The sequence below is a fragment of the Streptomyces sp. NPDC008086 genome, from assembly GCF_042957325.1.
Classification (GTDB): Bacteria; Actinomycetota; Actinomycetes; order Streptomycetales; family Streptomycetaceae; genus Streptomyces.
The window spans coordinates 1109488-1125752 of the sequence record NZ_JBIBIA010000001.1 but is presented as its reverse complement, the minus strand read 5'-3'; the positions used below and the strand labels follow the sequence as shown (position 1 = coordinate 1125752).

Genomic DNA, 16265 nt, shown 5'->3' with positions numbered 1-16265 from the left:
ACGAGCTGTCACACATCAAGGGGAACGATGAGGGATACGGGACGACCGGGCCGCGCGGCCCGGTGGAGACGGAAGACCGCACTGGCTTCCGGGATAGTCATGATCGCCACGGTGCTCCAAGGCATCACCGCCCCGGCGGGCGCGGGAGCCGTGGCGGACGACGGACGGGGCCGGCCGGCCCTGCCCAAGGCGGAGCGGCCCGTGGCCGGTGCCGCGGCCAAGACGAAGCCCCGCACGGTGGAGCGCGGCCCGCGCACCCCGCGGACCGCGCCCAAGGCCGAGTGGCCCGGGGCGGGTTCGGGCCGGGTGACCCTCACCGGGACACCGGCGGGAGCGAAGGGCGCGAAGGCTTCGGCAGGCGCTGAGGGCGCCAAGGGCTCGGCGAGCGCGAAGGATGCGAAGGGCTCGAAGGGCGCGGCGCAGGCTCCGGTCAAGGCCGGCAAACTGCCCGTCTCCGTCGGCGCCGCCAAGGCGCGCGGCGCCTTGGGTGCCGTGCGGGTCGAGCTCGCCGGGCGGGGGCAGACCCGGAAGGCCGCGATCGACGGCCTGCTCGTGACGCTCGCCCCCGAGCGCACCGACTTCACCGACGGCGCCGCCCAGGTGCGCGTCGACTACCGCGACCTCGCCCAGGCCTACGGCGGCGGCTACGGCGCCCGGCTCCGCCTGGTCCAGCTGCCCGCCTGTGTCCTGAAGACGCCGGAGCGGGCCAAGTGCCGTACCCAGAAGCCGGTCGAGACCGTCAACGACACGGAAAGCGGCGCGCTCACCGCCCCGTCCGTGCGGCTCGCCTCCGCCCAGCCGACCGTGCTCGCCGCCGTGGCGGACGACAGCGCGGCCACCGGCGACTACAAGGCGACCACGCTCGCGCCGTCCGCGACCTGGCAGACCAACCTCAACACCGGTGACTTCGCCTGGTCCTACGACATGGGTGTCCCCGAGGTGCCCGGCGGGCTGAAGCCGAGCATCGGCCTCGGCTACTCCTCCGGCTCGGTCGACGGCCGCACCACCGAGACCAACAACCAGTCCTCCTGGATCGGCAGCGGCTTCGACATGTGGCCGGGCTACATAGAGCGCCGCTACAAGCCGTGCGCCGAGGACGGTGTCGAGAACAGCGACGGCATGAAGCCCGGCGACCTGTGCTGGGGCTACGACAACGCCTTCATCAGCTTCAACGGCAAGGGCGGCGAGCTCGTCCCCACCGGCACCGACGGCGAGTTCAAGCTCCGCCAGGACGACGGCACCCGGATCGCCCGGCTGACGTCCACCACCCGCGGAAACGGCGACGACAACGGCGAGTACTGGCGGCTCACCGACCCCGACGGGGTGCGCTACTACTTCGGCTACCACCGGCTGCCCGGCTGGGCCGACGGCAAGAAGACCACGAACTCCACGTGGACCGCGCCCGTCTTCGGCGACGACACCGGCGAGGCCTGCCACGCCGCGGCCTTCGCCGACTCCTGGTGCCAGCAGGCCTGGCGCTGGAACCTCGACTACGTCGTCGACCCGCGCGGCAACGCCATCGCGTACTACTACACCCAGGAGAAGAACTCCTACGGCCGCAACCTGAAGGCCGCCGACGACACCCGCTACACCCGCGGCGGCTACCTGGACGAGATCCAGTACGGCCTCAAGTCGTCCTCGATGTACGGCACTCCGGCGCTCGCGAAGGTCACCTTCACCAACGCCGAGCGCTGCCTGCCCGACGCGCAGACCACCTGCTCGTCCATCACCAGCGACTCCGCCTACTGGTACGACATGCCCTGGGACCTCAACTGCGACGAGGGCAAGGACTGCGACGACGGCCGTCTGTCGCCCACGTTCTGGACGCGCAAGCGCCTCAGCGAGGTGACCACGCAGGTCATCGACGCCGCCGGCGCCTACCAGAAGGTCGACTCCTGGAAGCTGGCCCACCGCTGGGGCATGGCCGACATCGACTACCAGCTGCTGCTCGACTCGATCCAGCACACCGGCCACACCGCCACCCCCACGATCACCCTGCCGAAGACGACCTTCAGCTACACCCAGCTGGAGAACCGGCTCGACAAGACCGGTGACGGCTTCGCCCCGTTCATCAAGTCGCGCCTGTCGACGATCGCCGACGAGTACGGCGGCCAGATCGACGTCAACTACTCGGCACCGGCCTGCGACTGGGCCGCGCTGCCCACCCCGCAGACCAACACGACCCGCTGCTTCCCGCAGTACATCGGGGGCAGCTCCACCGAGGACCCGGAGCGGCACTGGTTCAACAAGTACGTCGTCACCTCCGTCACCGCGACCGACCGCACCGGCGGGGCGCCCGACCAGGTCACCCGGTACGAGTACATGGGGCCGGCCGCCTGGCACTACGACGATGACGACGGTCTGACCAAGGAGAAGTCCAAGACCTGGTCCCAGTGGCGCGGCTATGGACACGTGCGCGTCAAGACCGGCGGCCAGGGCGGCGACGCGGCGATGAAGTCGCAGTCCGACTCCTACTTCCTGCGCGGCATGGACGGCGACCGCGAGTCCCCGACCGGCGGCACCAAGAACGTCAGCGTCACCCTCGGCGCAGGCGAGGGCGACCCCATCACCGACCACGAGGCGCTGGCCGGCACCACCTACAAGACGGTCGGCTACTCCGGCAACGGCGGCAAGGTCCTCACCAAGACCGTGAACCGCCCCTGGTACCACCAGACCGCGAAGAAGACCCGCGACTGGGGCACGGTCACCGCCAACTTCACCGGTATCGCCAGCTCCAAGACCTGGACTTCCCTGGACGACGGGGCGGGCACGTCCTGGCGGACCACCTCCACGGCCACCTCGTACGACACGGTCGCCGGACGGGTCACCCAGGTCGACGACTTCGGCGACACCACCACGGCCGCGGACAACCGCTGCACCCGCACCACCTACGCCACCAACAGCACCGACAACATCCTCGGCCTGCCCGACCGCGTCGAGACCGTCGCCAAGTCCTGCGCCGACCCCGTAGACCGCTCCAAGGACGTCATCTCCGACGTCCGCACGGCCTACGACGGCGGTGCCTACGGCGCGGCCCCGACCAAGGGCGACGTCACGGCCACGGCCCTGTTGAAGAAGCACGACGGCACCACGGCCACCTACCTGGAGTCCGGGGCGACCTTCGACTCCTACGGCCGGGTCCTCACCAGCACCGACCTGACGGCGAACGTCACGGTCACGGGCACGGGCGCCCCCGTACGCACCGCGCGCACGGACGGCCGTACCACCACCACCGACCGCACCCCGAGCACCGGCTTCGTCACGAAGACGACCACGACCACACCGCCGGCGAAGGCCGGGGACGCCACCACGGCCCTGGTCAGCTACGCCACCCACGACCTGCGCCGCGGGCTGCCGCTGACCCAGACCGACGCGAACGGCAAGGTCACGACGTTCACGTACGACGCGCTCGGCCGGTCCTCGAAGGTATGGCTGGCTGACCGGCAGACGACGCTGACGCCGAGCTACGAGTTCGACTACCTGGTCACGGAGGGACAGCCGGTCGCGGTCGTCACCAAGGCGCTCGGTTCCGGCGGCAGCCAAGTGGCCAGGTACACCCTCTATGACGGACTTCTGAGGGAGCGTCAGAGTCAGGCTCCCGGGCCGGACGGCGGGCGCGTGCTGTCGGACGTCTTCTACGACGAACGTGGTCTGACCGCCAAGACCTTCGCGACCTACTACGCCACCGGCGCGCCCTCACGGACCCTGTTCAAGCCCGCGGACGCGCTCTCCGTAGAGACCCAGACCCGTACCACCTACGACGGTATGGGCCGCCCCACCGTGGCCGAGCAGATCGCGGGCAACGGCGACGGCGGCACGGTGCTGGGCACCACCCGCACGATCTACGGCGGTGACCGCACCACGGTCATCCCGCCGGAGGGCGGCACCGCGACCACCACGGTCACCGACGCCCGCGGGCAGACGACCGAACTGCGTCAGCACCACGCGCGCGCCGCCGAAGCCGCGTACGACACCACCCGCTACGCCTACACCAAGCGCGGCGAGCTGGAGAAGCTGACCGACCCGGCCGGGAACAGCTGGACCTACACCTACGACCTGCTCGGCCGTCTCACCGACACGACCGACCCGGACAAGGGCCCGAGCTCCAGCACCTACGACGACCACGGTCAGCTCACGTCCGTCTCCGACGACCGGGAAACCGACCTCTACTACGTCTACGACGGGCTCGGCCGGCACACCGAGATGCGGGAGAACAGTGCCACGGGCGCTCTGCGCGCCAAGTGGGTCTACGACACGATCAGCGGCGCCAAGGGCCACCTGGCCGAGTCCACACGGTACGTCGGCTCCAACGCGTACACCAGCAAGATCGTCGCCTATGACCGGCTGTACCGGACGCTTCGCTCGTCCGTGACCATTCCCGCGAGTGAAGGTGCACTCGCCGGCACGTATCTTTCCGCGACCGCCTACAACGTGGACGGCTCGATGCGCTCGACCGGATTCCCGGCCGCGGGCGCGCTGTCCGCTACCACGGTGGCGTTCACCTATGACACCCAGACCCTGCGGCCGACCGCGCTCAGCGGCAGCCAGGGGATCGACGCCACCATCAGCCACAGCCTCACCGGAAAGCCGCTGCAGTACGAGTTCTCGAACAACGGCGGAAAGAAGGTCTGGGCGACCAACACCTACGAATGGGGCACGCAGCGCCTGGCCACCTCGCGGGTGGACCGCGAGAACGTGGCGGGCGTCGACCGACACAACACCTACCGCTACGACCAGGCAGGCAACGTCCTGTCCGTCTCGGACGTGTCCCGCTCCGGCACCGACACGCAGTGCTTCGACTACGACCATCTGCGCCGGATGACCACGGCCTGGACTCAGGCCACAGCCACCTGCGCAGCGGCCCCCAGCGGTCAGACGGTCGGCGGCCCCGCTCCGTACTGGCACTCGTACACCTACGACAAGGTGGGCAACCGGCGTACCGAGACCCTGCACGACATCACCGGTGACACGGCGAAGAACACCGTGCGCACCTACGCTTACCCGGAACCGGGCCAGCCCCGTCCGCATGCCGTGAACACCGTGACCCAGACCGGTCCGGGCGGTACCGCGCAGGACTCCTACGGCTACGACGTGGTCGGCAACTCCGACACCCGCACCCTCGCGGGCACGACCCAGGACCTCGACTGGGACGTCGAAGGCCATCTGGTCAAGGTGACCAAGCCGGTCGAGGGCCAGCCGGACGAGGTCACGGAGTACATCTACGACACCGAGGGAAACCGTCTCATCGCGCGGACCCCCACGGAGTCCACGCTCTACCTGGGCGCCACGCAGATCACCGTTGCCAAGGGCAGCAGCACTCCCAAGGCCACCCGCACCCTGGACCTGGGCAGCGGCCACCAGGCGGTGATCGAGGACAACGGTTCGGTCTCCTTCACCTTGGCTGACAATCAGGGCTCGGGCCAGTTGGCGATCGAGGCGGCGACCCAGCAGCTGACCCAGCGTCGCACGCTGCCGTTCGGCGACATCCGCGGCGACCGGCCCGGCAACTGGCCCGGTACGGCCGGGTTCCTCGGTGGGACGGACGACTCCGGGTCGACCGGACTACAGCACATCGGTGCGCGTGAGTACGACCCTGCCATCGGCCGCTTCATCTCCGTCGACCCGCTGTTGTCCACGAACGACCCGCAGGCGTTCAACGGCTACGCCTACAGCAACAACAGTCCCGTCACCTTCAGCGACCCCGACGGTCTTGGCTGCATCCACGGTGCGCCCGGCGGCGGAGCGGACGGCATCTGCGCGGGAGTCGAAGGCGACACCGACGGCGTCATTGACGGCAACTCCAACAACTGTCAGCGGACGCAGTCCTGCTACGACACCGCGGTCAAGATGTCGCAGGAGGCCAGGAGGAACGGCACCTACGGCAAGAAGCCGATCGTCATCGCGCCCAAGGGTGACTCGATCACCATCCAGGGCACCTACATCCCGACCCAGGCGGAGCTCGCCGAGAACTTCCCTTACTACCACGAACGACTCGACTACGAGCACAACCTGCAGAACTGGGCGAGGGCCCGATGCACGGGCCTGACGGTCGCTGGTTCCGACTTCTGCAACGCGGTCGGAGAACTCGGCTGGTTCGGCGACCGGGACGGCCCCGGAATCCTCGAGGTACTGGGCGTCGATGACTACGTCGGGTGCGCCAAGGGATCCGGCAGTGCCTGCAAGGCGGCAGCGATCGACGTAGGTGTCGCCGTTGCCACCGGACTGGTCGGAAAGGCCGGAAAGGTCATCTTCAAGAGCATCAAGGCGGGCATCAAGAAAACGGACGTCCTGCCCGTCGAGTGCCTGGCAGCCGGCCTGGTGCACAGCTTCACGCCGGGCACCGGGGTCCTGATGGCGGACGGGTCGACCAAGCCCATCGAGGAGGTGCGCATCGGTGACGAGATCGTCGTCACCGACCCGACGACCGGTAGGACCGTCACGCGTGCGGTCGTCGCCACCATCGTGACCGAGGACGACAAGCACTTCGTCGATCTCACGGTCGCGCAGGAGAACGGCGAGGCCGCGGCCCCGCTGACCACCACCACGACGCACCCCTTCTGGTCCCCGTCCGAGGGCACCTGGGTCGATGCCGGGGAACTGAAACCCGGAATGACGCTGCGCACCGTCGACGGCAGCACGGTGCGGGTCGAGAAGACCCGTCCGTTCGAGAAGCGGCAACGCACGCACGACCTCACGATCGACGACGTCCACACCTACTATGTGGTCGCCGGCGACACGCCGGTGCTGGTGCACAACTCCGGCGGAGGCGACACACGCGGGCCCTGGAAGATCAAGCCCGGCAAGTCCGTGGAGATCAAGCGGGGTGGCCCCTTCGGAGTGAACTACTACAAGCAGGCTCCGGACGCGGCAGGCAATGTCTACTGGTGGAGCCCGGACAAGGCCGGTCATGCCTCGACCTGGAAGGTCTTCAAGGAGACGTCGAAGGGCCTGGAGTGGGTGGCCGATGCCGACGAATACGGAGACTTCATGACAGGCAAGCACAAGGGCAAGACCGGGAAGTTCATTTCCTGGAAGAACCTGAAGTCGGTGTGCTGATGATCGAGAGCGCAGAGGAGTTCATCCGGCTCCGGGAAAGCGGCGACGGCGGCGATTATCAGCGCCTGAAGAAGGAAGAAGCGCCCGCCGAGGTATGGCGGGAGCTCGTCGCGCACCACCCGGACATGCGGTTCTGGGTCGCCTTCAACCGCACGGTTCCGGCAGACGTGCTGCGGCAGTTGGCCAAGGACGCCGACTGGAGGGTTCGTGACAAGGTCGCAGGCCGACGGGACACACCGCCGGACGTGCTCGGCGAACTGGCAAGGGACGCCCACGACGCGGTCGTGTCGTCCGTGGCCGGCAACCCGAGCACGCCGGACGATGCCCTGCGCGTCCTCGCCGCGCACCCGTGGGACCAGGTGAGCGACACGGCGCGAAAGCGTCTTACCGACCCGGGCCACGGGTGACCACGACAGGTCTGGGTGGCGAGGTCGACCGCATCCTGAGGGGTGCGGTCGCCCGCTCCGTCGGCAGAGCAGTGGACATGGGCATCGTCGAGTTCCACGGCCCTGACGGCGAGGAGGCCATGATCCACATGCAGTGTCCGTTCCGGATCGTACGGAACGGGAGGATCCTCCTGGGATCCAAGGACATGCGGTACGCCCAGAAAGGCGCGGGCCCCCATGCCTTCGACGAGTTCCGCATGATCTACGACGCCCGGACCGTCACGCTCAACGGCGTGCTCGGACAGCTCCACCCCCGCGTCGACGGTGTGACCGTGGGCGAGACGGGTGAGCTCACCGTGAACTGGGAGCAGGGCTTCCGGCTCGAGGTGTTCCCGGACTGCTCCGGGAACATCGAGGCCTGGCGGGCCTTCGTCCGTGGTGACGCCCACTACGGATTCCCGCCGGAGACCGTCTGACGCGGTACAGCATCACCACGCGGCCCCCTGCTCCCGGTATTCGGGAGCAGGGGGCCGTTTTTCCAGCACTGACAATTCCGGAAGGGGTCTGGAGATGAATCCATGTCAGGAGTTCCGGCCCGACCCGGCCTCGTGGATCCTGGGGCTGCGCGGCCATGACGCACCATGGCGCTGACGGTCCCTGACGAGGGAACGGCGCCGTCCGCGGGGAAGCCAGGGGCGCCCCCCGACCGCATACCCGCCCCGCATATGGTGATCCGGTGAACGGCGACTGGCTCATCCGCGGCCGTGACGGCCGCCTCAGCGTCTATCTGCCGACCGGCGAGGCCGTCCTGTGCCGGGCGGAACTCGGACCCGGCGGCCCCTGGGAACCCCCGCGCAAGGTCGGCGGCGACCAGAAACTGCGCCCCGGCCCCGCGGTCGGCCAAGGCACCGACGCCTACGCCCATCTGGCGGCCTGGCGTCCCACCAAAGCCGGTGAGGCGGGCCTCGTCCACTCCACGCACTTCCGCCCGCGCCTGGCCGCCCTGGACTGGATCTCCATCGGCCACCCGAACCAGACCGGCGACCGCACCGGCACCCCCGCCGTCACGGTCGACGCGCAGGGGCGGGCCCACGTCTTCGTCCGGAACAGGGGTGGCGGCGTCAGCATGCGCGGCCAGAAGGAGGCCGGTGGCTGGGGCCCCTGGCGTGACCTCAAGGGCCGTGACGTACAGGACGACTTGGCCGCCGTGACCGGCGAGTCGGGGCTTGTGGAGCTCTACGCCGCCGTTCCCGGAGCCCTGCTGCACTGGCAGCAGGAGAAGCCCGGCGCCGTCCCCGTCCTGGAGGAGGCGATGGAGACCCCCGTCCGCCCGGGCACCCTGCACGCCCTGGCCACCTCCGCGGAACACACCACCCTGTTCTTCACCGACGACTCCGGCGACCTGCGCGCCTGGCGCCCCGGCACCGAACCGGTGACCCTGCTGGCCTCCGCGGGCCCCGGCCCGGTCTGCGCGATCCGTTGCGAACTCGACGGCCACGACTGCACGTTGCTCGCCCAGCGCTCGGCGAGCGGCCGCGTCGCCTTCGCCGCGTACCCGACGGAGCAGGAGTCGGCGGGGGCGTGGTGGACCGAGTCGGGGCCGCAGCTTCCGGTGGACGCGGTGGTGGGGCTGGCCGTGGACGAGGACGGGCGGGTGGTGGCGGCCACGTTGTCGCCGTCGACGGGGCAAATGCTCATCGCCCGACGCAAGGAGGAGCCGGGGCTGGCCCTGGAGGCGTGGCGGGAGGTCTGACGGCCCGCTGGGCATCGCACACGAATCGTCCCGCACACGAAAGGGCCCCTGCCGGAGCAGGGGCCCTCACTCGTGTACGAGTGCTCTCACTCGTGTACGAGTCGTGCTACGCCGGAACCGACGCCACGCCCGGCGCCAGGAACTTCTTGCCGTTCACGCGCTCGGAGACACCCTCGCGGTCCAGGTACGGCGTGATGCCGCCCAGGTGGAAGGGCCAGCCGGCACCCGTGATCAGGCAGAGGTCGATGTCCTGGGCCTCGGCGACGACGCCCTCGTCGAGCATGAGCCCGATCTCCTGGGCGACGGCGTCGAGGACGCGGTCGCGGACCTGCTCCTCGGTCAGGACGACATCGCCCTGCTTCAGCAGCGCGGCGACCTCGGGGTCCAGCTCCGGCTTGCCGGAGTCGTAGACGTAGAAGCCGCGCTTGCCCGCCTTGACGACGGCCGCGAGGTTCGGGGAGACCGTGAAGCGGTCCGGGAAGGCCCGGTTGAGGGTCTCCGAGACGTGCAGGCCGATCGCGGGACCGACCAGCTCCAGGAGGACGAGCGGGGACATCGGCAGGCCCAGGGGCTCCACCGCCTTCTCCGCGACCTCGACCGGCGTGCCCTCGTCGATGACGTTCTGGATCTCGCCCATGAAGCGGGTGAGGATGCGGTTCACGACGAACGCCGGGGCGTCCTTCGTCAGCACCGCGGTCTTCTTCAGCTTCTTGGCGACGGCGAACGCCGTGGCCAGCGAGGCGTCGTCCGTCTGCTCGCCGCGGACGATCTCCAGCAGCGGCAGCACCGCGACCGGGTTGAAGAAGTGGAAGCCGACGACCCGCTCGGGGTGCTTCAGCTTCGACGCCATCTCGGAGACCGAGAGGGAGGAGGTGTTCGTCGCGAAGATGGCGTGCGCCGGGGCGACCGCCTCGACCTCCGCGAACACCTGCTGCTTGACGCCGATCTCCTCGAAGACGGCCTCGATGACGAAGTCGGCGTCCGTGAAGCCCTCGGCCTTGTCCAGGACACCGCTGACCAGGGCCTTCAGGCGGTTGGCCTTGTCCTGGTTGATCCGGCCCTTGCCGAGCAGCTTCTCGATCTCGGCGTGGACGTAGCCCACACCCTTGTCGACGCGCTCCTGGTCGATGTCCGTGAGGACGACCGGGACCTCCAGGCGGCGCAGGAAGAGCAGCGCGAGCTGGGAGGCCATCAGACCGGCGCCGACGACACCGACCTTGGTGACCGGACGGGCCAGGTTCTTGTCCGGCGCGCCCGCCGGACGCTTGCCGCGCTTCTGCACCAGGTTGAACGCGTAGATGCCGGACCGCAGTTCGCCACCCATGATCAGGTCGGCGAGCGCCTTGTCCTCGGCGTCGTAGCCCTGCTGCAGGTCGCCGTTCTTGGCGGCGGCGATGATGTCGAGGGCGCGGTAGGCGGCCGGAGCGGCCCCGTGCACCTTGCTGTCCGCGATGAAACGGCCCTTGGCGACGGCCTGGTCCCAGCCCTCACCGCGGTCGATCACCGGACGGTCGACCTCGACGTCGCCCTTCAGCACCTGGGCGGTCCAGATCAGCGACTGCTCCAGGAAGTCCGCGCCCTCGAAGATGGCGTCGGCGATGCCCAGGTCGAAGACCTGCTGGCCCCCCAGCTGCTTGTTCTGGTTGAGGCTGTTCTCGATGATCACCGAGACGGCCTTGTCGGCACCGATCAGGTTCGGCAGGATCGTGCAGCCGCCCCAGCCGGGCACCAGGCCGAGGAAGACCTCGGGGAGCGAGAAGGCCGGGAGCGCCTTGCTGACCGTCCGGTACTTGCAGTGCAGACCGACCTCGACGCCACCGCCCATGGCGGCGCCGTTGTAGTACGCGAAGGTCGGCACGGCCAGGCCCGCGAGGCGCTTGAAGACCTCGTGGCCGCCCTTGCCGATGGCCAGCGCGTCCTTGTGCTCCTTCAGCAGCTCGACGCCCTTGAGGTCGGCGCCGACGGCGAAGATGAACGGCTTGCCGGTGATGCCGACGCCGACGATGTCACCGGCGGCGGCCTCGGCCTCGACCTGGTCGATGGCCTTGTCGAGGTTCGCCAGCGACTGCGGGCCGAAGGTGGTCGGCTTGGTGTGGTCGAAGCCGTTGTCCAGCGTGATGAGCGCGAAGCGCCCGGCGCCGTACGGCAGGTCCAGGTGACGTACGTGCGCGGACGTCACGACCTCGTCGGGGAACAGCTCGGCTGCACCCTTCAAAAGCTCAGCGGTGGTGCTCACTTGCTGCCTCCGTCGAAGTGCGGGTTCTCCCAGATGACCGTCGCGCCCATGCCGAAGCCGACGCACATGGTGGTCAGGCCGTAGCGGACGTTCGGCTGCTCCTCGAACTGGCGGGCGAGCTGCGTCATCAGACGCACACCCGACGAGGCCAGCGGGTGGCCGAAGGCGATGGCGCCGCCGTACTGGTTGACGCGCGCGTCGTCGTCGGCGATGCCGTAGTGCTCCAGGAAGGCGAGCACCTGGACGGCGAAGGCCTCGTTGATCTCGAACAGGCCGATGTCCTCGATGGACAGCCCCGCCTGCGCGAGCGCCTTCTCCGTGGCCGGGATCGGGCCGTAGCCCATGACCTCCGGCTCCACACCCGCGAAGGAGTAGGAGACGAGGCGCATCTTCACCGGGAGGTTGTTCTCGCGGGCGAAGTCCTCGGAGGCGATGAGGGAGGCGGTGGCGCCGTCGTTCAGACCGGCGGCGTTACCGGCGGTGACGCGCCCGTGGACACGGAACGGCGTCTTCAGACCGGAGAGGTTCTCCAGGGTCGTACCGGGGCGCATCGGCTCGTCGGCGGTGACCAGGCCCCAGCCCGTCTCACCGGCGTCGGCGTTGGTGCGGCGCACCGAGATCGGCACCAGGTCGGCCTGGATCTTGCCGTTGGCGTACGCCTTGGCGGCCTTCTCCTGCGAGCGCACGGCGTACTCGTCGGCGCGCTGCTTGGTGATCGTGGGGTAGCGGTCGTGCAGGTTCTCGGCGGTCATGCCCATGAACAGCGCCGACTCGTCGACCAGCTTCTCGCTGACGAACCGCGGGTTCGGGTCGACGCCCTCACCCATGGGGTGGCGGCCCATGTGCTCGACACCACCGGCGATGGCTACGTCGTACGCACCGAAGGCGACCGAGCCGGCGACAGAGGTGACGGCGGTCAGAGCGCCGGCGCACATGCGGTCGATGGAGTAGCCGGGCACCGACTGCGGCAGACCGGCCAGGATCCCGGCGGTACGGCCGATGGTCAGGCCCTGGTCACCGATCTGCGTGGTCGCGGCGATGGCGACCTCGTCGATCTGCTTCGGGTCGAGACCGGGGTTGCGGCGCAGCAGCTCCCGGATCGCCTTCACGACCAGGTCGTCGGCGCGGGTCTCGTGGTAGATGCCCTTCGGGCCCGCCTTGCCGAACGGGGTGCGGACGCCGTCGACGAAGACGACGTCCCTGACGGTACGAGGCACGATGGCTCTCCTCCAGAGGTGCGGGATCTGCACTGCTGCGCTACGCAAGCGCTGAGCGCGCGCTCAGGTTCATGCTACTTACGAGTAACGTAGCTGCACAGTCCTGGGGGCAGGAGCGGCGAAGGTCACATCAAAGCCGACGGTGCTGGAGCGCCCCGACAGGGGCGCGGGGAACCGCGCGAGAAGCACCCACGGACCCGCAGACCCATACGAACCTCACCGAGGCGGCGCTGTGGACCCCCGAGGAGCCAGTACGGGCGTAGCCACCGGATGCGACCCCACCCCACCCCCCATGATCACCCCGAACAAGGTCCGAGCCACCTCCGCCCCGAACCCGTGCACGTCATGACTCATCGCGGACAACGTCGGATGCGTGAGCCGGCACAACTGCGAGTCGTCCCACGCCAACAACGAAACGTCCTCCGGCACCCGCAACCCCATCTCCGCAGCCACCGACAACCCCGCCACCGCCATGATGTCGTTGTCGTACACGATCGCCGTCGGCCGGTCGACCCCCGACGCGGCGAGCAGCGACCGAGTCGCCCGCGCCCCCGCCTCCCCCGAGAAGTCCGTCGTCACCTGCCACGCCCCGGCCAGCGCCAGCGCCCCGGCCGCCTCGTCGAACGCCGCCGTACGGATCGACGTGTGCCCGAGCGCCGCCGCCCCGCCCACCCGGGCGATCCGCCGATGCCCCAGCGCGGCCAGATACCGCACCGCCTCCGACACGGCGGTGGCGTCGTCGGTCCACACCGACGTCAGCCCGCCCGTCAGCGACGGGTGCCCCACCGCGACCACCGGCATCCCGAGCCGCTGCGCCATCGCCACGCGCGGGTCGTCCGCGCGGAAGTCGACCAGGATCGATCCGCCGATCTGCCGCCCCCGCCACCACGACTCCTGGAGGCCGGTCTCCTCCTCCACGGTCCGCACCAGCCGTAGCAGCAGCGAGCAGGAGTGCTCGGTCAGGACGCTCTCCACGCCCGAGATGAACTCCATGTAGAACGGTTCGAGACCGAGCATCCGGGCCGGCCGGCAGATCGCCAGACCCACCACGTCGACCCGCGACCCGGCCAGTGTCCGCGCGGTGAGGTTGGGCGCCCACCCCAGTTCCCGCGCGGCCCGGAAGATACGGTCCCGGGTCGCCTCCGACAGCCCCGGCTTGTGGTTGAAGGCGAGGGACACGGCCCCCTTGGACACACCGGCGCGCGCGGCGACGTCCTTGATGGTGACGCGGGGGGTCGGCGTTGCCGTCATCGGCTGGGCTCCATGCAGTACAGGGCCGATCGCGCGGCCTCGGCGTCAGGAGTCTTCCAGTGACGCACACCGATGGTCACCTGTTCGCCGGGCAGCAGCGTGACCAGTCCCCGGTCGGCCACGGCGTCCGGATCCAGCCGGTCGGCCTGGAGAAGCAGATCCCGGACGAGGGTACGGGCCGTCACCGTGACCCCGCCCGGCGCGAGCGTGACGTCGAACTCCGGCCGGGGATACGGCACTTCGCGGTCCGGCGCGGGAAAGTGCACGGCCCTCAGCCCGTCCACGTCCGCGACCAGGAACTCCTTCGGCCCGCCCGGCTCCAGCTCCCTCGGCACCTCCACCCGGGCCACGGTCCTCGCTCCGGCGGCGAACGCCACGCCCGCCTCGCCGACCACCACCCCCTCGACCGACATCCGCCGCAGCCGCACCGCACCCGCCCACTCCTGCGCGGCCTGGTTGACGGCGGCCAACTCCAGCCCGTCCTCCCGCACCCGAAACGTCGGCAACCGGTCCGCGTACAGCCGCCGCAGCTCGTGGTACAGCGGCTTCTCCCGGCCGTCCCCGTCGATCGCGGCCCAGGACGTCACCGGCCAGCAGTCGTTCAGCTGCCACACCACCGTGCCCGCGCACACCGGCCAGTGCGACCGCCAGTGCTCGATCCCGGCCGCGACGGCCCGCGCCTGGTTGACCTGGGTGAGGTAGTGCCAGCGGTCGAAGTCCCCCTCGGGGAAGGCGAAATGCCGCTCGAGGCCTCGCCTCAGCTTGCCGTTCCCGTCGTCCGCCTTCTGGTGGTGCAGCATGCCGGGGGAGTCCGGCGCGAGCTCCTCACCCGGCAGGGCGCGCCGCAGCGTGGCGTAGGCGGGCGGCGCCTGCCAGCCGAACTCGGCCACGAACCGCGGCACGCTCAGCCGGTAGTCGGCGTAGTCCTCCCGGTTCCACACCTCCCAGGAGTGGTGCGTGCCGTGCGCCGGGTCGTTCGGGTGGTGGTCCCAGGAGCCGGACCACGGACTGCCCGCCGTGTACGGCCGCGTCGGATCCAGCTCGGCCACCACACGCGGCAGTACGCCCAGGTAGTACCCCTCTCCCCAGGACTCCCCGGCCAGCCGCGGCTCCCACTCCCAGTCCCGGAACCCCCACAGGTTCTCGTTGTTGCCGTTCCACAGCACCAGCGAGGGATGCGGCATCAGCCGTACGACGTTCTCCCGGGCCTCGGCCTCCACCTCCCCGCGCAGCGGCTGCTCCTCCGGGTAGGCCGCGCACGCGAACGGGAAGTCCTGCCAGACCAGCAGTCCCAGCTCGTCACAGGCGTCGTAGAAGTCCTCGCTCTCGTAGATCCCGCCACCCCAGATCCGTACGAGGTCCACGCCCGCGTCGGCCGCCTGCGCCAGCCGCCCGCGGTACCGCTCCCGTGTCACCCGGGACGGGAGCACGTCGTCCGGGATCCAGTTGACGCCCCGCGCGAAGAGCCGCTCGCCGTTGACGACGAGGGTGAAGCCGGTGCCGTGCGCGTCGGGCCGGCGGTCCAGCTCGACGCTGCGGAAACCGACCCGGCGCCGCCACACGTCCAGCGCGTCCCCGCCGTGCAGCAGCGTCAACTCGATGTCGTACAGCGGCTGTTCACCGTATCCGCGCGGCCACCACACATCCACGTCCGGCACGGACAGCCGTACGACCCCGCCCGTACCCTCGATGTCGGCCCGGGCCCGCACCCCGCCGACCGTCGCCTCGACGGTGAGCGGCGCCTCGACCCGGGTCCGCTCGACGACGACCGCCAACTCGACGCGCCCGGTGCCCTCTTCGACGGTCACCAGGGGCCGCACCCGCGCGATCCGGGCCGTCGACCACTGCTCGATCCGCACCGGCCGCCAGATCCCGGCCGTCACCAGTGTCGGCCCCCAGTCCCAGCCGAAGGAGCAGGCCATCTTGCGGAGGTACTGGTACGGCTCGGCGTAGGCGGCCGGCCGCTCGCCCAGCCTGCCGCGCACCGCCTCCGCCTCGGCGTACGCGGAGGCGAAACGCACCGAGAGCCGTCCGCTCATCCCCGTCACGTCAAAGCGGTACGAGCGGTGCATGTTCCTCACCCGGCCCAGGAGCCGGCCGTCGAGCGAGATCTCGGCGACGGTGTCGAGCCCGTCGAAGACGAGGTCGGTCTGCTCATGACGGGACGGGACGGCCAGGTCGGTCTCATAGGTCCAGTCCCGCCGCCCCACCCATGCCACCTCGGTCTCGCCCCGCCCGAGAAAGGGGTCCGGGATCGCCCCGGCGGCCAGCAGATCGGTGTGCACACAGCCCGGCACGGTGGCGGGGAGCGCGGCTCCCTCGTGCCGCAGGGTCCATCCGTCGGTGAGCGGTGTGGCCTGAAGCAT

General features: G+C 70.0%; 8 protein-coding genes. 4 read left to right on the top strand and 4 right to left on the bottom strand.

What is annotated here, in order from left to right:
• Positions 1-99 precede the first annotated feature (99 nt).
• The 4 genes from ACFZBP_RS04810 to ACFZBP_RS04795 all read left to right on the top strand — a co-directional run bounded on the left by ACFZBP_RS04810 (position 100) and on the right by ACFZBP_RS04795 (position 9195).
• Positions 100-7056 (top strand): polymorphic toxin-type HINT domain-containing protein, encoded by a 6957-nt coding sequence (locus tag ACFZBP_RS04810; protein ID WP_391409947.1) that lies wholly within the window; start codon positions 100-102, stop codon positions 7054-7056.
• The gene (locus tag ACFZBP_RS04805) at positions 7056-7463 is read left to right on the top strand and encodes a hypothetical protein (RefSeq protein ID WP_391410360.1); all 408 of its coding nucleotides are present in this window, start codon (positions 7056-7058) and stop codon (positions 7461-7463) included. Before ACFZBP_RS04810 ends, ACFZBP_RS04805 begins: the two co-directional genes overlap by 1 nt.
• Positions 7460-7918 (top strand): hypothetical protein, encoded by a 459-nt coding sequence (locus tag ACFZBP_RS04800; protein ID WP_391409945.1) that lies wholly within the window; start codon positions 7460-7462, stop codon positions 7916-7918. The genes ACFZBP_RS04805 and ACFZBP_RS04800 overlap by 4 nt, the downstream gene beginning before the upstream one ends.
• 260 nt (positions 7919-8178) lie before the next feature.
• Positions 8179-9195, top strand: a complete 1017-nt coding sequence (locus tag ACFZBP_RS04795) for a hypothetical protein (protein WP_391409943.1) — start codon at positions 8179-8181, stop codon at positions 9193-9195.
• A gap of 106 nt (positions 9196-9301) precedes the next feature.
• Here ACFZBP_RS04795 and ACFZBP_RS04790 read toward each other — a convergent pair whose 3' ends face one another.
• From ACFZBP_RS04790 to ACFZBP_RS04775, 4 genes are all read right to left on the bottom strand, one after another.
• Entirely contained in the window at positions 9302-11431 is a 2130-nt protein-coding gene (locus ACFZBP_RS04790) for a 3-hydroxyacyl-CoA dehydrogenase NAD-binding domain-containing protein (protein WP_391409941.1), read from the bottom strand.
• Positions 11428-12648 (bottom strand): thiolase family protein, encoded by a 1221-nt coding sequence (locus ACFZBP_RS04785; RefSeq protein WP_383445836.1) that lies wholly within the window; start codon positions 12646-12648, stop codon positions 11428-11430. Before ACFZBP_RS04785 ends, ACFZBP_RS04790 begins: the two co-directional genes overlap by 4 nt.
• Before the next feature lie 216 nt (positions 12649-12864).
• Entirely contained in the window at positions 12865-13899 is a 1035-nt protein-coding gene (locus ACFZBP_RS04780) for a substrate-binding domain-containing protein (RefSeq protein WP_391409938.1), read from the bottom strand.
• Complete coding sequence (locus ACFZBP_RS04775) at positions 13896-16265, bottom strand: glycoside hydrolase family 2 protein (RefSeq protein WP_391409936.1); 2370 nt, start codon at positions 16263-16265, stop codon at positions 13896-13898. Before ACFZBP_RS04775 ends, ACFZBP_RS04780 begins: the two co-directional genes overlap by 4 nt.

What these genes read in the sequence shown, in the direction of transcription:
- ACFZBP_RS04775 (WP_391409936.1), bottom strand. Translation starts at nt 16,265, where the DNA reads ATGCTTCAGGCCACACCGCTCACCGACGGATGGACCCTGCGGCACGAG.
- ACFZBP_RS04810 (WP_391409947.1), top strand. Translation starts at nt 100, where the DNA reads ATGATCGCCACGGTGCTCCAAGGCATCACCGCCCCGGCGGGCGCGGGA.
- ACFZBP_RS04805 (WP_391410360.1), top strand. Translation starts at nt 7,056, where the DNA reads ATGATCGAGAGCGCAGAGGAGTTCATCCGGCTCCGGGAAAGCGGCGAC.
- ACFZBP_RS04780 (WP_391409938.1), bottom strand. Translation starts at nt 13,899, where the DNA reads ATGACGGCAACGCCGACCCCCCGCGTCACCATCAAGGACGTCGCCGCG.